Annotated in this window: 17 protein-coding genes; 7 read left to right on the top strand and 10 right to left on the bottom strand. The window is 66.4% G+C overall.

The features are described 5' to 3' along the window. Positions 1-10 precede the first annotated feature (10 nt). From N5D48_RS20900 to N5D48_RS20885, 4 genes are all read right to left on the bottom strand, one after another. Positions 11-1,417, bottom strand: coding sequence for a pitrilysin family protein (locus N5D48_RS20900; protein WP_279887662.1), 1,407 nt, complete (start codon positions 1,415-1,417; stop codon positions 11-13). Between the two features lie 30 nt (positions 1,418-1,447). Beyond that, a complete protein-coding gene (locus N5D48_RS20895; protein ID WP_279887661.1) occupies positions 1,448-3,106 on the bottom strand; it encodes a Na/Pi cotransporter family protein in 1,659 nt (552 codons plus the stop codon). A gap of 352 nt (positions 3,107-3,458) precedes the next feature. Next, entirely contained in the window at positions 3,459-4,229 is a 771-nt protein-coding gene (locus N5D48_RS20890) for a TerC family protein (protein WP_279887660.1), read from the bottom strand. 72 nt (positions 4,230-4,301) lie between these two features. After that, positions 4,302-5,609 carry a CitMHS family transporter gene (locus tag N5D48_RS20885; RefSeq protein WP_279887659.1) on the bottom strand — a complete coding sequence of 436 codons (1,308 nt, stop codon included), beginning with the start codon at positions 5,607-5,609 and terminating at the stop codon, positions 4,302-4,304. 269 nt (positions 5,610-5,878) lie between these two features. On the opposite strand from N5D48_RS20885, the gene N5D48_RS20880 reads away from it, so the two are divergent. Beyond that, positions 5,879-6,283, top strand: coding sequence for a GFA family protein (locus tag N5D48_RS20880; RefSeq protein ID WP_279887658.1), 405 nt, complete (start codon positions 5,879-5,881; stop codon positions 6,281-6,283). A gap of 121 nt (positions 6,284-6,404) precedes the next feature. Here N5D48_RS20880 and N5D48_RS20875 read toward each other — a convergent pair whose 3' ends face one another. The 3 genes from N5D48_RS20875 to N5D48_RS20865 all read right to left on the bottom strand — a co-directional run bounded on the left by N5D48_RS20875 (position 6,405) and on the right by N5D48_RS20865 (position 11,020). Further along, on the bottom strand, positions 6,405-6,602 hold the full coding sequence (locus N5D48_RS20875; RefSeq protein WP_279805622.1) for a hypothetical protein: 198 nt from the start codon (positions 6,600-6,602) through the stop codon (positions 6,405-6,407). A 186-nt stretch (positions 6,603-6,788) separates the two neighbouring features. Beyond that, a complete protein-coding gene (aguA, locus tag N5D48_RS20870; RefSeq protein ID WP_279887657.1) occupies positions 6,789-7,895 on the bottom strand; it encodes an agmatine deiminase in 1,107 nt (368 codons plus the stop codon). Positions 7,896-8,119: 224 nt separating this feature from the next. Further along, positions 8,120-11,020, bottom strand: coding sequence for an aminotransferase (locus N5D48_RS20865; protein WP_279887656.1), 2,901 nt, complete (start codon positions 11,018-11,020; stop codon positions 8,120-8,122). A gap of 148 nt (positions 11,021-11,168) precedes the next feature. On the opposite strand from N5D48_RS20865, the gene N5D48_RS20860 reads away from it, so the two are divergent. The 3 genes from N5D48_RS20860 to N5D48_RS20850 are packed head-to-tail and all read left to right on the top strand — an operon-like array spanning position 11,169 to position 14,838. Then, positions 11,169-12,983 (top strand): ATP-binding protein, encoded by a 1,815-nt coding sequence (locus N5D48_RS20860; protein WP_279887655.1) that lies wholly within the window; start codon positions 11,169-11,171, stop codon positions 12,981-12,983. Next, entirely contained in the window at positions 12,980-14,386 is a 1,407-nt protein-coding gene (locus N5D48_RS20855) for a sigma-54 dependent transcriptional regulator (protein WP_279887654.1), read from the top strand. The genes N5D48_RS20860 and N5D48_RS20855 overlap by 4 nt, the downstream gene beginning before the upstream one ends. Continuing rightward, positions 14,383-14,838 (top strand): YiiD C-terminal domain-containing protein, encoded by a 456-nt coding sequence (locus N5D48_RS20850; protein WP_279887653.1) that lies wholly within the window; start codon positions 14,383-14,385, stop codon positions 14,836-14,838. The genes N5D48_RS20855 and N5D48_RS20850 overlap by 4 nt, the downstream gene beginning before the upstream one ends. Positions 14,839-14,928: 90 nt before the next feature. Here the strand turns inward: N5D48_RS20850 and cysQ are convergent, their stop codons facing one another. After that, on the bottom strand, positions 14,929-15,762 hold the full coding sequence (cysQ, locus tag N5D48_RS20845) for a 3'(2'),5'-bisphosphate nucleotidase CysQ (RefSeq protein ID WP_279887652.1): 834 nt from the start codon (positions 15,760-15,762) through the stop codon (positions 14,929-14,931). After that, positions 15,759-16,325 carry an ADP compounds hydrolase NudE gene (gene nudE, locus N5D48_RS20840; RefSeq protein WP_279887651.1) on the bottom strand — a complete coding sequence of 189 codons (567 nt, stop codon included), beginning with the start codon at positions 16,323-16,325 and terminating at the stop codon, positions 15,759-15,761. The genes cysQ and nudE overlap by 4 nt, the downstream gene beginning before the upstream one ends. Before the next feature lie 64 nt (positions 16,326-16,389). Here nudE and yrfG point away from each other — a divergent pair, with 64 nt between their 5' ends. Beyond that, positions 16,390-17,052 (top strand): GMP/IMP nucleotidase, encoded by a 663-nt coding sequence (gene yrfG / locus N5D48_RS20835; RefSeq protein WP_279887650.1) that lies wholly within the window; start codon positions 16,390-16,392, stop codon positions 17,050-17,052. 116 nt (positions 17,053-17,168) lie between these two features. Here the strand turns inward: yrfG and lysM are convergent, their stop codons facing one another. Beyond that, positions 17,169-17,609: a peptidoglycan-binding protein LysM gene (gene lysM, locus N5D48_RS20830; protein ID WP_186731827.1), complete on the bottom strand. Its 441-nt coding sequence runs from the start codon at positions 17,607-17,609 to the stop codon at positions 17,169-17,171. A 174-nt stretch (positions 17,610-17,783) separates the two neighbouring features. On the opposite strand from lysM, the gene fdhD reads away from it, so the two are divergent. Then, positions 17,784-18,611, top strand: a complete 828-nt coding sequence (gene fdhD, locus N5D48_RS20825; protein ID WP_279887649.1) for a formate dehydrogenase accessory sulfurtransferase FdhD — start codon at positions 17,784-17,786, stop codon at positions 18,609-18,611. Positions 18,612-18,619: 8 nt separating this feature from the next. Beyond that, positions 18,620-20,956, top strand: a 2,337-nt coding sequence (locus N5D48_RS20820; RefSeq protein WP_279887648.1) for an FdhF/YdeP family oxidoreductase, incomplete at its 3' end; no start/stop codon positions are given.

Below are 20,956 nucleotides of genomic sequence, written 5' to 3'. Positions count from 1 at the left end.
TACCGCCGAATCACGGCTCCCGTGTAGCACCACTGGGGCGTTTGGCCATCACCCGGCGACGGCGGATCAGCCCCGCGGCGAGGATCAGCCCCAGCACCAGCGCCAGCAGCCCGTACAACTCGTCATAGCCGAGCAACGGCTGCTCGATGCGCAGGTACCCAGGTTCCTTGAGCAGTTCGCGCAACGCGGCGTCGGCCTGCTTGAGGCTGACCTGCCGCAGCTGCCGGACCGGATCGCTGAAACGCCCGTCCTCGTAGGCGTTGAGCGCCCCCCAGTAGTAGTCCGCCAGTGCCGCGTTGCCCTGGGTAGTCCAGCTCTCGCGAGCGATCGCCGCCTCCTTGACGCGGGCGAAGGTGTCCGGGTCCAGGCCGTGCTTGCGCAGGTGCTCGAACAGTTGCCCTAGGACTTTCAGCGCCTCGTCGACGTCCTGGCGCTCCAGATCGGCATTGAGGCTGAGCAGGCCACTGTCGCCGAAACTTTCCCGTTGCACCGACGGGCCATAGGACAGCCCATGACGCAGGCGCAGCTGATCGTAAAGCGCCCAGTCCAGGTAGCGCGACAGCAGCTCCAGGGTCTGGTCGTGGCCCTCCTCCAGTGTCGGCTCGATGAACAGCCAGTGCAGCTTGACGTTGTCGCCCAGCCAGCCGTGGGTCAGGTCGCGACGCTGCTCGGCCTGCTGGCTGATGCTCTCGAGGTTGCGGCGCTCCTGCGGCTCGGTGGCGGGCAGCTCGCCGAAGGTGCGTTCCAGGTAGGCCGGCAGCAGGCGGTCCAGGCCGCCGACGACGATCAGCGACATGTTGTTGGCGGCGTACCAGTGCTCGCGCAGGTGCTGCACCTGCTCCAGGGTCATGTCGTCGAGGTTGGAGCGCTCCGGGCACTTGAGGCCCAGTTCGCTGGCCAGCTGGTCGCTGGCCGGGTGGCCGATGTCCTGGCGGTCGAGCCAGCGCTGCAGGCGACCGTAGTGGCCGCCATCCTCGCGCTCGATGATGGCCTTGGCGGTGGCCAGCGCCTTGGCGTCGATACGCGTGTCGCGGATGATCGCCAGCAGCAGGTCGAGCACCTTGCGCTGGTTACGGGCCGGGGCCTCGATGACGAAGGTGGTGTCGGCGCCGCTGGTGTAGGCGTTCCACTCGCCGCCGAGGGCCTGCATGCGCTCTTCCAGGCCACCCTCGCCGGTGTCGTCGATACCACTGAACAGCAGGTGTTCGAGCAGGTGCGGCAGCTCGCGCTGGTCGCAGTCGAAATCGTCGAGACCGACCCCGACCACCAGGCGGATCGACACATGGTCGCGCTCGTAGCCGGACTTGAGGATCACCTGCAGGCCGTTGGGCAACAGGTACCCCTCCACCCGCGAGCGGTCGAGGGCCAAGGTGGGCAGGCTGCAGATCAGCAGGCAAACGAACATCAGGCAACGCATGGGCGAGCTTCGGTCTCCGGGTGCGTGGGCTCAGGGTTGGCGGGCTTCGTCCGGCACGCTGTCGAGCATCAGCCCGCCGGTGTCGGTGCCGCCCAGTACCACATAGGCACTGCTGCAGAACAAAGAGTTCAACCGCTTCATGTCGGCAATGAGCTCCAAGTGTAGCGAACTGGTCTCGATACTCTGCACCACTTTACGTTGCAGGCGGCTGACATGGGCGTGGGCCAGGCGCCGTTCCTGGGCGCGGAAGCGGCGTTTCTCGCGCAGCAGCTGGCGCGCGCTCTCAGGGTCGGCGCTGAGAAATACCGACAGGCCCAGACGCAGGTTGGCCAGCAACTGCTCCTGCAGGCCGGTCAGTTCTTCCAGGCCGGTCTGCGAGAACTCCCGGCGTTGCGAGGTCTTCTGCTGCTGCACCTTGCGCAGCATGCGCTCGATCAGGTCGCTGGCCAGCTTGAGGTTGATCGCCAGCTCGATGATCTCGGCCCAGCGTCGGTTGTCCTGCTCGCCAAGGTCTTCGCGCGGCATCTGCGCCAGGTACAGCTTGATGGCGTTGTACAAGGCTTCGGCATCCTCGCCGAGCGCCCGCACCTGCTGCGGCATCGCCGGCTGGGTGCCGCGCAACGCGGCGAGCATGGCCTCGAGCAGGCTGTCGACGATATCGCCCAGGCGCAGGGTCTCGCGCACGGCGTTGGCCAGCGCCAGGCTGGGGGTGGTCAGCGCGGTCGGGTCCAGATGGCGCGGCTGGGTGTGGCCATTGCCGTTGTCGCGGTCGGGCAGCAGGTAACTGCACAGCCGGCCCATGGGCTTGACCGTGGGCAGCATGAGCAGGCAGCGCACGCTGTTGTAGAGCAGATGAAAGCCAATCACCAGCTCCTGGGGGCTGAAGGTCAGGCTGTCCATCCAGTCCACCAACGGGTGCAGCACCGGGATGATCAGCACCAGGCCGATCATCTTGTACAGCAGGCTGCCCAGCGCCACCCGGCGCCCGGCGCTGTTCTGCAAGCTGGTGGTGAGGAAGGCGAGCAAGCCACTGCCGATGTTGGCACCGATCACCAGGCCGATGGCCACCGGCAGGCTGATCACCTCGGCACCGGCCAGGGTCGCGGTGAGCAGCACGGCGGCCAGGCTCGAGTAGGAAATCATCGCGAACAGCGCGCCGACCAGGGCATCGAGCAGGATGTCGCCGGTCAGCGAGGCGAACAGCACTTTCACGCCCTGGGCGTGGGTGATCGGCGCGGCGGCGTGCACGATCAGCTGCAAGGCCAGGATGATCAGGCCCAGGCCGATGCCCACCCGGCCCATTTGGCCGGCGCGGGTCTGCTTGCGCGAGAGAAAGAAGATCACCCCGAGGAAGATCAGCAGCGGCGACAGCCAGGACAGGTCGAAGGTCAGCACCCGCGCCATCAGCGCGGTGCCGACGTCGGCGCCGAGCATGATCGCCAGGGCCGGGGTCATGGCCATCAGGCCCTGGCCGACGAACGAGGTGACCAGCATGGCGGTGGCGTTGCTGCTTTGCACCATGGCGGTGACCAGGATCCCGGCGATGAACGCCAGCGGGCGCTTGTCCATGTTCTGGCCAAGCAGCCGGCGCAGATTGGAGCCATAGACCCGCAGGATGCCGGTACGCACGATATGGGTGCCCCACACCAGCAACGCCACGGCGGAGAGCAGGTTGAGCAGAGTCAGCATGGTCGGGCCCCCTGTTCTTCTATGCCCCTGGGCGGGGCCAATGGGTGGTGCGGTGAGCCTGGCCCGGGGGTGGGCTGGTTTTTTCAGTGCTCACTGAAGCTTTAGTTGTTTTGCACGGCAGTCGCCAGCTTGGCATGACTGAAATCTATTTGAAACACGGGTGGCCTGTAGGAGCGGCCTTGCCGGGGCGCCGGACCGGCCGGAAAGGACCGCAGAGCGGTCCCGACAATCTTGCATGATGCCAAGATCCTGGGGCCGCTGCGCGCCCCTATCGCGACACAAGGCCGCTCCTACAGGGGGCGTGGATGCGAAAAAGGGCCCCGAAGGGCCCTTTTGTACCGCGCTCCTGATCTTACTGACCCGGAATGTCCTTGCGCAGTTTCACCGCGTCAGGCTCTTCACCCTTCTTGCGCGCCGCCGCAGTGCGCATGCGGATGTTGATCGCCTCCACCGCCAGCGAGAAGGCCATGGCGAAGTAGACGTAGCCCTTGGGCACATGCACGTCCAGGGATTCGGCGATCAGCACGGTACCGACGACGATCAGGAACGACAGCGCAAGCATCTTCAGCGACGGGTGCTTGTCGATGAAGTCGCTGATGGTGCCGGCGCAGAGCATCATCACCAGCACCGCGACGATGATCGCGGCGATCATCACCGGCACGTGGGAAACCATGCCCACCGCGGTGATCACCGAGTCCAGCGAGAACACGATGTCGATGATGGCGATCTGGATGATGGTGTAGAAGAACTTGCCGCCCGCGCCCTTGGGCTCGTCCGGGCTTTCGTCCTCGCCTTCCAGGCCGTGGTAGATCTCTTGCGAGCTTTTCCACAGCAGGAACAGGCCGCCGAAGAACAGGATCAGGTCGCGACCGGAAATGCCCTGGCCGAACACGTGGAACAGGTCGTCGGTCAGGCGCATGACCCAGGTGATCGACAGCAGCAGCAGGATCCGCGTGACCATCGCCAGGGCCAGGCCGAAGATCCGCGTGCGCGGCTGCAGGTGCTTGGGCATGCGGCTGACCAGGATCGAGATCATGATGATGTTGTCGATCCCGAGCACGATCTCAAGGGCCGTGAGGGTGAAAAAGGCAACCCAGATTTCCGGGCTGGTCAGCCATTCCATGTGTATTCCTTCGAGCAGTAAAGGCAAAGCGCCCAAATGACGGGCGCTTTGCGGTTGGATGATGCGCTTGTATTACAGACTGCTGAACAGCGGGAAAGTCCCCAGGGCCAGCGCGCCGAACATTATGCACAGGCACACCAGCACTGCCCACTTGAGGGTGAAGCGCTGGTGGTCGCCGAACTCGATGCCGGCCAGGGCCACCAGCAGGTAGGTGGAGGGTACCAGCGGGCTGAGCAGGTGTACCGGTTGCCCGACGATCGACGCGCGGGCCATCTCCACCGGGGTGACGCCGTAGTGGCTGGCGAACTCCGACAGCACCGGCAGCACGCCGTAGTAGAAGGCGTCGTTGGACATGAAGAAGGTGAACGGCATGCTGACGATCGCGGTGATCACCGCCATGTACGGGCCGAACGCCTCCGGAATCACCGCCAGCAGACTCTTGGACATGGCATCGACCATGCCGGTGCCCGACAGGATGCCGGTGAAAATGCCGGCGGCGAAGATCAGCCCGCTCACGGCCAGCACGCTGGAGGCGTGGGCGGCGATGCGGTCCTTCTGCTGTTGCAGGCATGGGTAGTTGACGATCATGGCGATGCTGAAGGCGATCATGAACAGCACCGGCAGCGGCAGCGCGCCGGCGATGAGGGCGACCATCAGCGCGGCGGTCAGCGCGCCGTTGAACCAGATCAGCTTGGGCCGACGGGCTTCGGGGAACTGCGAGACACTGATCTCGCTGTGGTCGATGTCGTCGGTCGGCAGGTGCAGCTCGCCCAGGCGGGCACGCTCGCGCTTGCCGTACCAGTAGGCGATCGCCAGGATCGCCGCCACGCCGAAGGCCATGGCCGGGATCATCGGCACGAAGATGTCCGACGGATCGACGTGCAGGGCGCTGGCGGCACGGGCGGTGGGCCCGCCCCAGGGGGTCATGTTCATCACCCCGCCGGCGAGAATGATCAGCCCGGCCATGATCCGTGGGCTCATGCCCAGGCGGCTGTACAGCGGCAGCATGGCGGCGCAGCAGATCATGTAGGTGGTGGCGCCGTCACCGTCGAGGGACACCACCAGGGCCAGCACCGCGGTGCCGACCGAGACTTTCAGCGGGTCGCCCTTGACCAGCTTGAGGATCTTGCGCACGGCCGGGTCGAACAGGCCGGAGTCGATCATCAGGGCGAAGTAGAGAATGGCGAACATCAGCATCACGCCGGTGGGCGCGAGCTTGCTGATGCCTTGCAGCATCATCGGGCCGATGTCGCTGTAGAAGCCCCCGAACAGGGCGAACAGGATCGGTACCAGGATCAAGGCGATCAAGGCCGACAGGCGCTTGGTCATGATCAGGTACATGAAGGTGATGACCATGGCGAAGCCGAGGAAGGTCAGCATGGCGGTACTCCAGGCGTGGCGCGGCGAAAGGAAGGACGATTCGGGCGGATCAGCGCGTCAGGCGCTGCGCGGGGAGTAGGCGCGGAGGTACGGCGGGAAGGCGGGCACAGGAAAACATCGGGAATCACCATTGTTGTTGTTGATTGGGCCGGGCACGAAAAATTCCGCGTACCCTGGCTGACCGGTCTGCTGCCGGTGGTGGCGCTATCCTATGTGGGCAAGCTTTCAGCCAGCTTTCGCCCTGGATCAGGCGACGGGAGGTCGTGTCGATGTCGGAAGTTGTCGAGGGTGGGTGCCATTGCGGCGCTCTACGGTACAGGCTGCAGGGCGACCTGGGCGATGTCGCGCACTGCCATTGCTCGATCTGCAGGCGGGTCAGCGGCGGCACGCTGGTGACCTGGGTCACCCTGCCCCTGGAGGGTTTTCAGTGGCTGGCGGGGTCGCCTCAGCGCTACATGGCGCCGGATACCTGCAGCCGCTATTTCTGCGGCAATTGCGGCGCGCATGTGGCGCTGGTGACCGCGCAGAGTCCTGAAACGATCGATGTGACCGTGGCGACGCTGGATCACCCGGAGCAGGTGCCGGCCAATCGGCATATCTGGATGGGCAGCCGGTTGCCGTGGTTGCAGGTCGACCAGGGGTTGCCCGAGGAGGACGAGGAAAGCCTTGGATAGGGCCATTCGAGCAAGGCAGTTGCCCCTGCGCAGACCGGCCAGGTCAACGAGTCATGAGCGCCAGACGAAAACGCCACCGCAAAAGCGGTGGCGTTCTTCGTTGCGACGGGATCCTTCCCGATCAGTGCCAGACAGCCAGCAGAGCTTCCAACTCGGCATCGCTGATCAGCCCCTGAGGGTATCGCCCGTCCAGCAGACGGCGTGGGTCGGTCTTCCTGACCCGGTTGCTTCCATGGTGCTTCAACCACTGCGCCAAGACCTTCAGCGATTCGTGATTCACCGCCGATGGGGGCAAAGCCGACTCACTTGCTGCATTCATTTCAACACGTACTCCCTGGGCCCGTGAGCGGCTAACTTACGTAAGGTTTGTTACAGAACGGCGTAAAGCTATCCCTCTGAAACACAATGAAAAATCAATACAAGAGCTGTGCCATTGCGCCCCACCGACCGTCGCCCGCAAACAAAAAGGCCCGTCATGCGACGGGCCTTTTCGGTGGCTGGCGGATCAGCGCTTGACCGGCGCCGGCTGCTGCTGGGTCAGGCAGTGGATGTTGCCACCGCCAAGCAACAGCTCGCGGCCTGGGATCATCACCACCTCATGGTCCGGGAAGACCTTGGCCAGAATCGCTCTGGCCTGGGCATCGGCAGGGTCGTCGAAGCTCGGGGCGATGATCCCGCCATTGACGATCAGGAAGTTCACGTAGGAGCCGGCCAGGCGCACCGACGGGTCGCGCTCCTGGCTGCCGGCCACGTGATCGACGCCGGCGCACTCCGCTTCGGTGGCGAACAACGGGCCGGGGATCGGCATCTTGTGCACCACGAACTCACGGCCCTTGGCGTCGCGGGTGTTTTTCAGCACCTCGTATGCGGCATGGCAGCGCGCGTAGTTGGGGTCCTGGGGATCATCGGTCCAGGCCAGTAACACTTCACCGGGGCTGACGTAACAGCAGAAGTTGTCGACGTGACCGTCGGTCTCGTCGTTGTACAGGCCGTCCGGCAGCCAGACGATGGTCTCGACCGCCAGGTGCTCGCGCAGGATCTCTTCGATCTGCTCGCGGTTCAGGTGCGGGTTGCGGTTGCGGTTGAGCAGGCACTCTTCGGTGGTGATCAGGGTGCCTTCGCCGTCGACATGGATCGAACCACCCTCGAGCACGAAGCCTTCGGTGTGGTAGCGCTGCACGCGCTCCATCTCCATGACCTTCGCGGCCAGCTCCTCGTCGCGGTTCCACGGTGCGTACAGGCCGCCGTCGAAGCCGCCCCAGGCGTTGAAGCCCCAGTCCACGCCCCGTACCTCGCCGTGGTCGTTGATGACGAAGGTCGGACCGGTGTCACGTACCCAGGCGTCGTCGTTGCTGATCTCGACCACGCGGACGTTCGGCAGGTCGAGCTGGCGACGGGCGTTCTCGTACTGGCCGGCGGACACCGCCACGGTCACCGGCTCGAAGCGGGCGATAGCCTTGGCCAGGGTCACGTGCGCGGCCTGCGCCGGCTTGCCGCCCAGGCGCCAGTTGTCCGGGCGCTCGGGCCAGACCATCCATACCTGGGTCTGCGGGGCCCACTCGGCGGGCATGTGGAAACCGTCGGCGCGGGGGGTCGAGTTGAGCGTTTTCATCGATGACCTCTAGAACAAGTTTCGAAGGGAGGGGCCCGCTACGCAAGGCCGCTCCCACAGGTCGAACGCTATCCCTGTAGGAGCGGCCTTGCGTCGCGAAAGGACCGCAAAGCGGTCCCGGCTGCTTTATGACGAACACTTATATCCGATAAATATCGACTTTAAAAGCAGGCGACGAGACCGTTTCTGCATAAGGCGCCATTGAAAATCGATAAGAATCGATTTCACAAGCCCTCACCCAGAATCCGCTCCACGCTGTCGACAAAGTAGTCCACGCTCGCCCGCGTGGTGCACATCGGCGGCTTGATCTTGAGAATGTTCAGGTAGTCGCCGGTCGGCTGCATGAAGATCCCCAGGTCGCGCAGGCGATCGCACAGGATCATGGTCTCCTCGGTCGCCGGTTCCAGCGTCTGGCGATCGCGCACCAGTTCCAGCCCCAGGTAGAACCCGGAACCATGGGCGGCGCCGGCAAGCGGATGTTTATCGACCAGCGCCTGCAGACGCGCCTTGAAATGGCGCCCCACGTCCCGCGCGTTGTCCCACAGCCCCTCGTCACGCATCACGTCCAGCACCGCGATGCCGATCCGGCAACTGACCGGGCTGCCACCGGCCGAGGAGAAGAAGTAGCCCTCGGCCTCCAGCGCCTCGGCGATTTCGCGGCGGGTGATCACCGCGCCCAACGGCTGGCCGTTGCCCATGCCTTTGGCCATGGTGATGATGTCCGGCACCACGCCCTGCTCCTCGAAGCCCCAGAAGTACTCGCCCAGGCGTCCGTAGCCAACCTGCACCTCATCGGCGATGCACACCCCGCCACGCTGGCGCACCTTGGCGTAGGCCTCGCGCAGGTAGCCCGGCGGCAGCGAGATGCCACCGGCGTTACCGTACACCGGCTCGCAGATCATGCCCGCCAGTTGGCGGCCACGGGCATCGAGGTCGGCCAGCTTGGCATCGACATCGCGCAGGTAGTCGGCGGCGCTGTCGGCACCCCGGAAGCGACCACGGAAGGTGTTCGGTGCCTCCACCGGGTGTACCCAGTCCGGTCGGGTCTCCAGGGCCTGGGGGTTGTCGGCGATCGAAGTGGAGATCGCATCGGTGGCCACCGACCAGCCATGGTAGGCCTCGAGCACGCTGAGCAGATCGCGTCCGCCACTGTAGGCCCAGGCCAGGCGGATCGCCAGGTCATTGGCCTCGGTGCCGCTGTTGACCAGGAACACCCGGTCGAAGCCTGCCGGGGCCACGTCCAGCAGGCGCTCGGAGAACTCGGCGATGGCCGCGTAGTGGAAGCGCGAGTTGGTGTTGACCAGCGACCACTGGCGCGCCGACTCGGCGACCATGCGCGGATGGCCGTGGCCGAGCACCGCGACGTTGTTGAGCATGTCCAGGTACGAACGGCCCTGCATGTCGATCAGGTAGTTGCGCCAGCCGCGTTCGATGTGCGGCGGCTGCGCGTAGTAGTGCTTCTGCGAACGGGCGAAGCTGGCATCGCGGCGGGCCAGCAGGGCCTGTGGGTCGACCAGCGGCTCGGCGTCGCAGTCCAGGCCCAGCAGCGCGCGCGGCGACGGGCACAGGGCCAGCCAGGCGGCGGCCTGGGATGGACGGGCGAAGAAAGGGGGGCGGGCCTCGCCGTCCAGGCACAGTTGCACGCTGAGGAAACCACAAGTGGCGCCCAGCGCTTGCCCCTTGCCCAGCGCCTGGCCGTTCGCTGGCGCGGCTTCCAGGCCATCGAGGTACAGGCTCCAGTGCGCGGTGCGCAGGTAGCCACGGCCATCGCCCAGGCGCTGCCAGACACCCGCCTCGGGCGCTTGCAGCGCGGTACCGGGCGGCAGGTTCAGCTCCACGCCCAGGGCGCAGGTCGCCGGTTCATCGGGCCGGTCGATGTGGGTCTGCGACAGCCGGTACTGACCGTACAGGCTGCAGGCCGGGCCGGGCTGAGCGGCGAGCAATCGCTGGTCGAAACCCGGTTGTTCCCAGTTGCCGGCTTCGCAGTGCGGGCTGAGCACGCCCAGATCGACGCGCGCGACCGGCTGCCCCGCCAGCTCCGGCACCAGCGCGGCGCAGCCAGCAAAGTCGACGGTATCCGGTGCCCGGCCCGCCGCTTGCAGGATTGCCGCCGCCATCAATGCCACGGGCACGGCGCAGGCGGTATCGAAGATCTCCCATTCATGGGCAATGTTGTCGCGGGTGTACTGGTTGCCGGGGTCGACCGCCAGTTGCTGCTCGCTGCTGAGCACCAGCACCGCGGCGCGGTTCAGCACCAGCGGCCACAAGGCGCGCAGCTCGGCGTCCTGCAGTGGGTTGATGGCGTGGTAGGCGCTGATCGCCGGCAGGATGCGCAGTGGGTCGCCTTCGGCATGGTGCAGCAGCGCGGCACAGGTCACCGACAGGTCGGCAATGCGCCAGGTACGCAGCAGGTCGCCGAAGTCGATGACGCCTTGCACCTGCCACTGGCGCTCGCCATCGCGCGCCCAGACCACGTTGTCGTCGGTGATGTCCAGGTGCACGGCTTGCAGCGGCAGCCGCTCGATCAATGGTTGCAGGCGTGCGGCGGCTGAACCTGCGACCTGCTCGACCTGAGCGCGGCGCCGCGGATCCTGCAGGACCGGCAGCAGGTGCGCGATCAGCGCCTGGGCGTGGCGGGGATCCCACTGCAAGGTGCGCTCGAGCCCCGGATGATCGAAGCCGGCCAGGGCCTGGTCGACCTTGGCGCAGAGCGCCCCGAGCTCGGCCATCAGGCGGGGCGCCATGTGCTTGAGGCGCGTGAGCGGCTGGCCATCGATATAGTCGAGCAGGCGCACACGCAGGGCCTGCCCCTCGATATCCAGCGCCAGCAGATCCTGGCCATCGCTGGCGGGGCGCACCGCAGGCACCGGCAGCCCCTGCTCGCGCAGATAGCCCAGCGCGGCATGCTGGGCTTGCAGCTCCACCTCGGCGTAGCTGGCGTGACAGGCCTTGAGCACATAGCGCGCCGCAGCGCAGTCGACGCGCCAGTTCAGGTCCTGCTGGCTACCCAGGACGTGCAAGTCGCCCTGCAGATCGTAATGCGCGCGCAGCAAGGCATGGACCCGGGCCTCGTCGAGCGACGGGGCGGGCAGGCTGGAACGCTGGATCAGGGTGGCAAGCGGCATGGCGGGGACCTCGTTTTTTTCCGTATATCGCCATCAGCCGGGACGATTGGCAAGCAGGCGACGTGCAAACACGATCGGCGTGCCTGCAAACACCTCGATCGCCAACTGTCGCATAATTGCGCCAGACCCCATTGGCGCCCCTATCGCGATGATTGCCAGACCCACACCTCCCCGCCGCCCCCGCTGGCGCAGCCTGGCCCTGTTGGCGCTGTGCCTGGCCCCACTGCTGTGGCCGCTGCATCACCTGGCCGAACGCTACTACCAGGACGAACTGGCCTCGCAGAACCGCCAGACCCTCGACCTGTACGTCGCCAACCTGCTCGGCACCCTGCACCGCTACGAAACCCTACCGCAGATCCTCGGCGACCTGCCGGCGCTGCGCGGCGTGCTGGCCGACCCGTTCAGGCTCGAGGCGGTGACCAACGCCAATCGCCTGCTCAAGGAGATCACCCGCCAGACCGGTGCAGAGGTGATGTACCTGATGGACGTCAGCGGCAACACCCTGGCCGCCTCCAACTGGGACAAGCAGGACAGCTTCGTCGGCCGCAACTTCTCCTTCCGCCCGTACTTCATCGAAGCGATGGACGGCCATCTGGGGCGTTTCTTCGGCCAGGGCACCACCTCGGCCAAGCGCGGTTACTTCTTCGCCGCCGCCGTGCACGACCGCGACAAGGTGATCGGCGTGCTGGTGGTCAAGGTCGACCTCGACCACACCGAAACCCTCTGGGGGCGCACGCCGGAACAGTTGCTGCTGACCGACCAGAACGGCGTGGTGGTGCTCACCTCGCGCCCGGATTGGCGTTTTCGCGCCACCCGCGAGCTGACCGAGGCCGAACGCCAGGCCATCGTCGCCATCCAACCCTACCCGACCCAGGCGCCGCAGCCCTTGAGCCTCAATCGCGACGCCTGGCTCACCCAGACCCGCGACATCGAGGAAACCGGCTGGCAGGTGAACATCCTCGCTCCGCGCACCCTGGTCGACCGCTCGGTGCAGACGGTCATGGCCATCGGCGGCGGCGCGCTGCTGGTGACCATGCTCCTGGCCGGCCTGGTGATGCAGCGCCGCCGCCACTACATCGACCGCATCGACTTCGAGGCTCGCGCCCGCCAGGAACTGGAGCAGCGTGTGGCCGAACGCACCGCCGACCTCGAAGGCCTCAACACGCGACTCAAGAGCGCCGTGCTCGAACGCGAGAACGCCCAGCAGGAATTGGTGCGCGCCCAGGACGAACTGGTCCAGGCCGGCAAGCTGTCGGTGCTCGGCACCATGTCGGCGAGCATCAGCCACGAGCTGAACCAGCCCCTGGCCGCCATCCGCAGCTACGCCGAGAACGCCGAGATCCTGCTCGACCATCAGCGTACCGAGGACGTGCGCGGCAACCTCAAGCTGATCGGCGAGCTGACCGGGCGCATGGCCTCGATCATCACTCACCTGCGCGCCTTCGCCCGCCGCGACCAGCACGCGCCGGAAAGCGTGGCCCTGCAACCGGCACTGGACGATGCCCTGGCGCTGCTGGCAAAGCGGCGCCGAGCGATGGCCGTGGAATTGGTGCGCGACCTGCCCGAGGCCACGCTGTGGGTGCAGGCCGGCGAGACCCGCCTGCGCCAGGTGCTGGGCAACCTGCTGGCCAACGCCCTCGACGCCCTCACCGAAAAAGCCAATCCGCGCAAGCTGTGGCTGAGTGCCGAACGCCAGGATGACTGCGTCTACCTGTACATTCGCGACAATGGTCCGGGTTTCAGCCGCCAGGCCCTGGAGCATGCCAAGGAACCGTTCTTCACCACCAAGACCCGCACCCAGGGCCTGGGGCTGGGGCTGGCCATCTGCGAAAGCCTGATGCATGCGCTGGGCGGCGAGCTGCTGCTGGGCAACCACCCGGAAGGCGGCGCGTTGCTGACCCTGCGCCTGCGCGTGGCCAAGCCCGGCGCCAACCTGCAATCTTCGGAGGACACCTCGGCATGACCGAGACACTGATCGACAGTCGCGCCCAGGTGGTCCTGGTCGATGACGACCCGCACCTGCGCCAGGCCCTGAGCCAGACCCTGGACCTGGCTGGACTCAAGGCTGTGCCCCTGGCCGACGCCCAGGGCCTGGCTGGACGCATCGAAGAGGACTGGCCTGGCGTGGTGGTCAGCGATATCCGCATGCCCGGCATCGATGGCCTGCAACTGCTGGAGCAACTGCACGCCCGCGACAGCGAGCTGCCGGTGCTGCTGATCACCGGGCATGGCGATGTGCCGCTGGCGGTGCAGGCGATGCGCGCCGGTGCCTATGATTTTCTCGAAAAACCCTTCGCCAGCGACGCCCTGCTCGACAGCGTGCGCCGTGCCCTGGCCCTGCGTCGCCTGGTGCTGGACAACCGCAGCCTGCGCCTGGCCCTGAGCGACCGCCAGCAGTTGGCCACGCGCCTGGTCGGCCAGTCACCGGGCATGCAGCGCCTTCGCGAGCAGATCGGCGCCCTGGCCGGCACCCGCGCCGATGTGCTGATCCTGGGCGAAACCGGCGCCGGCAAAGAGGTGGTGGCCCGCGCCCTGCACGATCTGTCGAGCCGCCGCGATGGCCCGTTCGTGGCGATCAACGCCGGCGCCCTGGCCGAGTCGGTGGTCGAGAGCGAACTGTTCGGCCATGAGCCCGGCGCATTCACCGGGGCGCAGAAACGCCGGATCGGCAAGTTCGAGTTCGCCAACGGCGGCACGCTGTTCCTCGACGAGATCGAGAGCATGAGCCTGGACGTGCAGGTCAAGCTGCTGCGCCTGCTGCAGGAGCGCGTGGTCGAACGACTCGGTGGCAACCAGTTGATCCCGCTGGATATCCGCATCATCGCGGCAACCAAGGAAGACCTGCGCCAGGCCGCCGACCAAGGGCGCTTTCGCGCCGACCTGTACTACCGCCTCAATGTCGCGCCGCTGCGCATCCCCGCGTTGCGCGAGCGTGGCGATGACATTCTCGTGCTGTTCCAGCATTTCGCCGACGCCGCCAGCGAACGCCACGGCCTGCCGCCCCATGGCCTGCAACCGGCGCAGCGCGCCATGCTTCTGCGCCACGACTGGCCGGGCAACGTCCGTGAGCTGCAGAACGCCGCCGAACGCTTCGCCCTGGGCCTGGAGCTGGCCCTGGACGGCCAGGCGCCCAGCGCCGCCGCTGACATCCAGATACCCACGTCAAGCGGCAACCTCAGCGAACAGGTCGAGCAGTTCGAGCGTTCGCTGATCGCCGCCGAGCTGACCCAGCCGCACAACTCGATGCGCAGCCTTGCCGAAGCGCTCGGCATCCCGCGCAAGACCCTGCACGACAAGCTGCGCAAGCACGGCCTGAGCTTCGACGGCGGTGCTGGGCACGACGACCAGGAGGACAACCGTCAATGAGCGCCGATAGCCAGTACCTGCAATCCGTACTGCACAGCGACATTCCACTGACCCGCGAGATGGGAATGGAAGTGATCGACTGGCAAGGTCGGTGCCTGCGCCTGAAACTGCCGCTGGCGCCCAACGTCAACCACAAGAGCACCATGTTCGGCGGCAGCCTGTACTGCGGCGCCGTGCTGGTGGGTTGGGGCTGGCTGCACCTGCGTTTGCGCGAGCTGGGGATCGATGACGGGCATATCGTCATCCAGGAAGGGCAGATCAGTTATCCGCTACCGGTCACGGGTACGGCGGTGGCACAGTGCCCGGCGCCGGACGAGAAGACCTGGGAGCGGTTCCTGACGATGTACCAGCGGCGCGGGCGAGCGCGGCTGACGCTGGAGACGGTGGTGAGCAACGAGGGTAGCGACGAGCCTGCTGTGAAGTTCAGCGGGCAGTACGTGTTGCATCGATGAAAGCAGGGGGCGCTTCGCGCCCCTTTCGCGACACAAGGCCGCTCCTACAGGGAAACGTGATCCCCTGTAGGAGCGGCCTTGCCGACGGTCTCAAGCCCGGATCGCACCCGCCAGCTCGACCAACGCCTTCCGCCAACCGGCAGCCTTGGGCAACGCCAGGAAAAACGGATTGAGCAACGACTCCCGTGCCGGATAGCGGAACGGCAACCCATCCAGCCCGATCACCTCGCCCCCGGCCCCTTCCAGCACGCCCTGAGCAGCTGCGGTATCCCACTGCGAGGTCGGCGCCAGGCGCGGATAGCAGTCGGCACTGCCTTCGGCCAGCAGGCAGAACTTCAGCGAGCTGCCGATGTTGGCCAGTTCCAGCTCACCCACCGCACTGCTCAGGCCGGCCAGCAGGGCCTCCTGCTGCGGGCTGGAATGGCGGCGGCTGGCAACGACGGTGAAGTTCGCCCCCGGCGGCGGCGCAGTGCGCACCTGGACCGGCTGCGCGGCACCGTCGCGCTCCACACGCCAGGCCCCGAGATCGCGGCCGCCGAAATAGCAGCGGCCATTGGTCGGCATCACCACCACGCCGAACACCACCTCGCCATTCTCGATCAGCGCGATGTTGACGGTGAACTCCTCGCTCCCGGCAATGAACTCCTTGGTGCCATCCAGCGGGTCGACCAGCCACCAGCGCTGCCAGCCTTGGCGGGTGGCCAGCGGGATCTCGCAGTCTTCCTCGGACAGCACCGGGATCTGCGGCGCCAGCGCCTGCAGGCCCTCGGCGATCACCCGGTGGGCCGCCAGGTCGGCAGCGGTCACCGGCGAATCGTCGGCCTTGCTGGTCACCGCCACATCGGCGCGCCAGAACGGCAGGATCGCCTCGCCAGCCGAGCGGGCGAGCGCCACCACGTCCTGCATCAACGGCTTATCGCTCATACGCTCAGCACCCCACGCTGGATCAGCAGGTCACGCGCCAGGTACAGCGCCGCCAGCGCCCGGCCTTCGGTGAACTGCGGGTGCATGGCCAGGGCCGAGAGTTCGCGCAGGTTGACCTTGTCGACCCGCATCGGCTCGGGCTCGTCGCCCTCCAGGCGCTCTTCATACAGATCGGTGGCCAGCACCACCTGAATCTTCTGGCTCATGTAGCCCGGCGACAGCGACAGCTCGGTCAGGTGTTCCAGCTGCCGCGCGCCGAAGCCGGCCTCTTCCTTGAGCTCGCGGTCGGCGGCGGCCAGCACGTCCTCGCCCGGCTCGATCAGGCCCTTGGGCAGGGACAGCTCGTATTCGTCGGTTCCACCGCAGTATTCCTCGACCAGCACCGCGTGCTCGGCGTCGAGCATCGCCACGACCATCACCGCGCCGTAGCCGTTGCCACGGCCGACCAATCGCTCATAGGTGCGCTCGGTGCCGTTGGCAAAGCGCAACTGCACGGCTTCGACGCGGAACAGGCGGCTGCTGGCGACGATCTCGCGGCTGAGGACGGTGGGTTTCTGGCGCATGGGGCGGCTCCTTGGCGTGAACGGGTTACTATACCGTGGCTTGCCGACTGATCGAGAGTTTCCCATGCCTGTTCTCCCCTGGTCCGCCATCGACACCGTCCTGCTGGACATGGACGGCACCCTGCTCGACCTGCACTACGACAACCGCTTCTGGCTGGAACACCTGCCCCAGCGCTACGCCGAGCTGCATGGCGTGAGCCGGGCCATGGCGGAGCTCGAGCTACGCCCGCTGTTCGAGCGCCATGCCGGCACGCTCAACTGGTACTGCCTGGACTTCTGGAGCCGCGAACTGCGCCTGCCGATCCGTGAGCTGAAGCAGGAGATCGCCGATCTCATTGCCCTCAAGCCGGATGCCGACACCTTTCTCGCGGCAGTGCGCCAGGCGGGCAAGCGCGTGGTGATGATCACCAATGCGCACCGCGATTCGCTGTCGCTGAAGCTGGAGCGGGTGGAACTGGCACCGTACTTCGAACGGCTGATCAGCTCACATGACTACGGGTACCCGAAGGAGAGCCCGCAGTTCTGGGACGCCTTGCAGGCGGATATCGGCTTCGAACCGGCGCGCAGCCTGTTCATCGACGACACCCTGGCGATCCTGCGCAGCGCGCGACGGTTCGGGGTGGGGCATCTGTTGGCGGTGCGCCAGCCGGACAGCCGGGCCGAACCGCGCGATACCCAGGAGTTCGCGGCGGTCGAGGATTATCGGGAGTTACTGGTTGGCCTGTGAGGGCCTCTTCGCGGGCAAGTCCGCTCCCACAGAATCTGCACAATCCTCGAATGTGGTGCCGTACCTGTGGGAGCGGGCTTGCCCGCGAAAGGGCCTGAACAAGCGATAAAGATCATTCAGTCGGGAATACGCAATACCTGCCCCGGATAGATCTTGTCCGGATGCTTGAGCATCGGCTTGTTCGCTTCGAAGATCTTGTTGTACTTGTTGGCGTCACCATAGACCCGCTTGGAGATGGCGCTCAAAGTGTCACCTTTCTCGACCTCGACGAACCGTGCCGCCTGGGCGATAGGCCCGGTTACGGTGATCTGGTCATCCACCGAGGCAACGCCGGCGATGTTGCCAGCGGCCAGGATGATCTTCTCCTTCTCCTCCTGGCTGGCAACCTCACCCTTGAGAATGACCTTGTCTCCCTCTACAGTGGCCGAGATGTTCGGGTTGCCCAGGCCAACGTCCTGGACGTGCTTCTTCAACTGTTCCTCGGCATTGGCGTTGCCCGGCGTCAGCAGGTCGATCAACTTCTCGCCGGCTTCCTTCACGAAACTGAACAGGCTCATGTAGCGCTCCTTCGATGGTGAATCCATGGAAGCAGGAGTCTAGGCCAGGATCGAGCAAACCGCCCCACTGCGACCAATCGACGCGCTCTATCACGGCATAGATGCTAGCGATTAGACGGCACCTGCCCAGCGGCCTAGGCTTGTGGGGTCAAACTGCCGCCGGTATTCGCTCCGATGAACAGCAAGCCCCCGGTCTGCGCGGCGTCCACGCCTCTTGCCCTGCCCGCCGCCAGCAACACCTACGACTATGTCCAGCTCGACGACGCCGCCAGCGACAGCACGCCGCTGGCCGAGGAAGTGGCCCTGGCCATCGTCTACAACGGCCTCAACCAGGCAGTGATGCTGGTCAGCCCCACCGACCTGGAAGACTTTGCCGTCGGCTTCAGCGTGGGCAGTGGCATAGTCACCGGCACCGATGAAATCTACGATGTGAAGCTGTCCGGCAGCGGCTCGGCGCTCTACGCCGACCTGGAGATCTCCAGCCGCGCCTTCTGGAACCTGAAGAACCAGCGCCGCCAGCTGGCCGGCACCAGCGGTTGCGGCCTGTGCGGCGTCGAGGCCCTGGAGCAGGCACTGCCCGAGTTGAACGTGTTGCCCGGCGCGCCCTTGCCACCGGCCGAGTGGCTCAAGGACCTGCGCCAGCGCATCGATGCCTTCCAGCCGCTGGGCCAGCATTGCGGCGCGGTGCACGCGGCGCTGTTCATGGACCGTGACGGCCAGCTGCTGCTGGGCCGTGAGGACATCGGTCGGCACAACGCCCTGGACAAGCTGATCGGCGCCCTGCTGCGCCAGCGCATCGACAGCACGGGCGGCCTGGCCATCGTCACCAGCCGCTGCAGCCTGGAGCTGATCCAGAAAGTCCTGCGCGCCGGCATCCAGACCCTGGTCAGCCTCTCCGCGCCCACGGGCCTGGCCCTGCAATGGGCGCGCAAGCACAACCTCAACCTCATCCACCTGCCCAAACACAGCGCACCGCGTGTGTTCAGCCCTGCGGCGGAGTAGCAACAGCCGTGTCCTCCTACGAAAAACTGCCAGACAACGCCCCCGCCTCCGCCCCTCGCTACAAACCCTACCCCGGCCCTGCCGGCGGCTGGGGCGCGCTGCGCAGCGTGGCCAAAGCCTGGGTCGGTAGCGACAACGCCCTGAAGAACATTCGCGCCCTGCTCAAGACCAACCAGAACGGCGGCTTCGATTGCCCCGGCTGTGCCTGGGGCGACTCGCCCGAGAGCGGCATGGTCAAGTTCTGCGAGAACGGCGCCAAGGCGGTCAACTGGGAAGCCACCAAGCGCCGCGTCGACGCGGCGTTCTTCGCCCGCTACAGCGTCAGCGCGCTGCTCCAACAGAGCGACTACTGGCTCGAATACCAAGGTCGCCTGACCGAACCGATGGTCTACGACCCGACCACCGACCGCTACCAGCCGATCGACTGGGAATCCGCGTTCGCCCTGATCGCCCGACACCTGAACGCCCTGGCCAGCCCCGACCAGGCCGAGTTCTACACCTCCGGCCGCGCCAGCAACGAGGCGGCGTACCTGTACCAGCTGTTCGTGCGCGCCTACGGCACCAACAACTTCCCCGACTGCTCGAACATGTGCCACGAGGCCAGCGGCGTGGCACTGGGCCAGAGCGTCGGCGTGGGCAAGGGCACGGTCACCTACGATGACTTCGAACACGCCGACGCGATCTTCGTCTGGGGCCAGAACCCCGGCACCAACCACCCGCGCATGCTCGATCCGCTGCGCGACGCCGTGAAGCGCGGCGCCCAGGTGGTCTGCGTCAATCCGCTCAAGGAGCGCGGCCTGGAGCGCTTCCAGCATCCGCAAAACCCGCTGGAGATGCTGACCAACACCGATCGGCCGACCAACACCGCGTTCTTCCGTCCGGCCCTGGGCGGCGACATGGCGCTGCTGCGCGGCATGGCCAAGTTCCTCCTGCAGTGGGAGCGCGAAGCCCAGGCCAACGGCGAGCCGGCGATCTTCGACCATGCCTTCATCGCCGAGCACGGCCATGGCGTGGATGAATACCTGGCGGTGGTCGATGCCACCTCGTGGCAGCAGATCCAGGCGCAATCGGGCCTGACCCTGGCCGACATCGAGTTGTCGGCACGCATGTACTGCAAGGGCAAGCGCGTGATCATGTGCTGGGCGATGGGCATCACCCAGCATCGCCACTCGGTGCCGACCATCCAGGAAATCGTCAACCTGATGCTGCTGCGCGGCAACCTCGGCGTGCCGGGCGCAGGCCTGTGCCCGGTGCGCGGGCACAGCAACGTGCAAGGCGACCGTACCATGGGCATCAACGAACGCCCGCCGGCGTTGCTGCTCGACGCCCTCGAGAAGCGCTTCGGCTTCCCGGTGCCGCGCCACAACGGCCACAACACCGTCGAGGCGATCCACGCCATGCTCGAAGGCCGGGCCAAGGTGTTCATCGGCCTGGGCGGCAACTTCGCCCAGGCCACCCCGGACACCGAACGCACCGCCCAGGCCCTGCGCAACTGCGAGCTGACCGTGCATATCAGCACCAAGCTCAACCGCAGCCACCTGATCCACGGCAAGCAGGCGCTGATCCTGCCGTGCCTGGGTCGCACCGACATCGACCAGCAGGGCGAAGGCCCGCAGGCGGTGACGGTGGAAGACTCGTTCAGCATGGTCCACGCCTCCAACGGTCAGCTCAAGCCGCTGTCCAGGCAGATGCGCTCGGAGCCCGCCGTGGTCGCCGGCATCGCCGCGGCCACCCTGGGCACGCGGCCGGTGGACTGGCACTGGCTGGTGGCCGACTACGACCGCATCCGCGCGCTGATCGCCGACACCATCCCAGGCTTTGCCGACTTCAACGCGCGCCTGCGCCTGCCCGGTGGCTTCTACCTGGGCAACAGCGCCGGCAGCCGTCAGTGGAAGACCGCCAGCGGTCGCGCCAACTTCAAGGCCAACCTGCTGCCCGACAGCTTGCTCGACGAGCGTGTGCGCGCCAGCGGCCAACTGCCGGACCTGATCATGCAGTCGATGCGCTCGCACGATCAGTACAACACCACCATCTATGGCATGGACGACCGCTACCGTGGCGTGCGCGGCCAGCGCGACGTGCTGTTCGCCAACGAGGCCGACATTGTGCGCCTGGGTTTCCAGCCTGGGCAGAAGGTCGACATCGTGTCGCTGTGGGGTGATGAACACGTGCGCCGGGTACATGGCTTCACGCTGCTGGCGTTCGACATTCCCGCCGGCCAGGCGGCGGCCTACTACCCGGAAGTGAATCCGCTGGTGCCGCTGGAGAGCATCGGCGATGGCAGCCATACGCCGACGTCGAAGTTCATCGCCATCAAGCTGGAGCGGGCGCGGGACGATGGGCGG

It is taken from the genome of Pseudomonas sp. GD03858, assembly GCF_029840925.1.
Classification (GTDB): domain Bacteria; phylum Pseudomonadota; class Gammaproteobacteria; order Pseudomonadales; family Pseudomonadaceae; genus Aquipseudomonas.
This window is presented reverse-complemented; position numbering and strand designations above follow the sequence as displayed.

Coding starts and splice junctions, on each gene's coding strand:
- N5D48_RS20900 (WP_279887662.1), bottom strand. CDS start 1,417: ATGCGTTGCCTGATGTTCGTTTGCCTGCTGATCTGCAGCCTGCCCACC.
- N5D48_RS20895 (WP_279887661.1), bottom strand. CDS start 3,106: ATGCTGACTCTGCTCAACCTGCTCTCCGCCGTGGCGTTGCTGGTGTGG.
- N5D48_RS20890 (WP_279887660.1), bottom strand. CDS start 4,229: ATGGAATGGCTGACCAGCCCGGAAATCTGGGTTGCCTTTTTCACCCTC.
- N5D48_RS20885 (WP_279887659.1), bottom strand. CDS start 5,609: ATGCTGACCTTCCTCGGCTTCGCCATGGTCATCACCTTCATGTACCTG.
- N5D48_RS20880 (WP_279887658.1), top strand. CDS start 5,879: ATGTCGGAAGTTGTCGAGGGTGGGTGCCATTGCGGCGCTCTACGGTAC.
- N5D48_RS20875 (WP_279805622.1), bottom strand. CDS start 6,602: ATGAATGCAGCAAGTGAGTCGGCTTTGCCCCCATCGGCGGTGAATCAC.
- aguA (WP_279887657.1), bottom strand. CDS start 7,895: ATGAAAACGCTCAACTCGACCCCCCGCGCCGACGGTTTCCACATGCCC.
- N5D48_RS20865 (WP_279887656.1), bottom strand. CDS start 11,020: ATGCCGCTTGCCACCCTGATCCAGCGTTCCAGCCTGCCCGCCCCGTCG.
- N5D48_RS20860 (WP_279887655.1), top strand. CDS start 11,169: ATGATTGCCAGACCCACACCTCCCCGCCGCCCCCGCTGGCGCAGCCTG.
- N5D48_RS20855 (WP_279887654.1), top strand. CDS start 12,980: ATGACCGAGACACTGATCGACAGTCGCGCCCAGGTGGTCCTGGTCGAT.
- N5D48_RS20850 (WP_279887653.1), top strand. CDS start 14,383: ATGAGCGCCGATAGCCAGTACCTGCAATCCGTACTGCACAGCGACATT.
- cysQ (WP_279887652.1), bottom strand. CDS start 15,762: ATGAGCGATAAGCCGTTGATGCAGGACGTGGTGGCGCTCGCCCGCTCG.
- nudE (WP_279887651.1), bottom strand. CDS start 16,325: ATGCGCCAGAAACCCACCGTCCTCAGCCGCGAGATCGTCGCCAGCAGC.
- yrfG (WP_279887650.1), top strand. CDS start 16,390: ATGCCTGTTCTCCCCTGGTCCGCCATCGACACCGTCCTGCTGGACATG.
- lysM (WP_186731827.1), bottom strand. CDS start 17,609: ATGAGCCTGTTCAGTTTCGTGAAGGAAGCCGGCGAGAAGTTGATCGAC.
- fdhD (WP_279887649.1), top strand. CDS start 17,784: ATGAACAGCAAGCCCCCGGTCTGCGCGGCGTCCACGCCTCTTGCCCTG.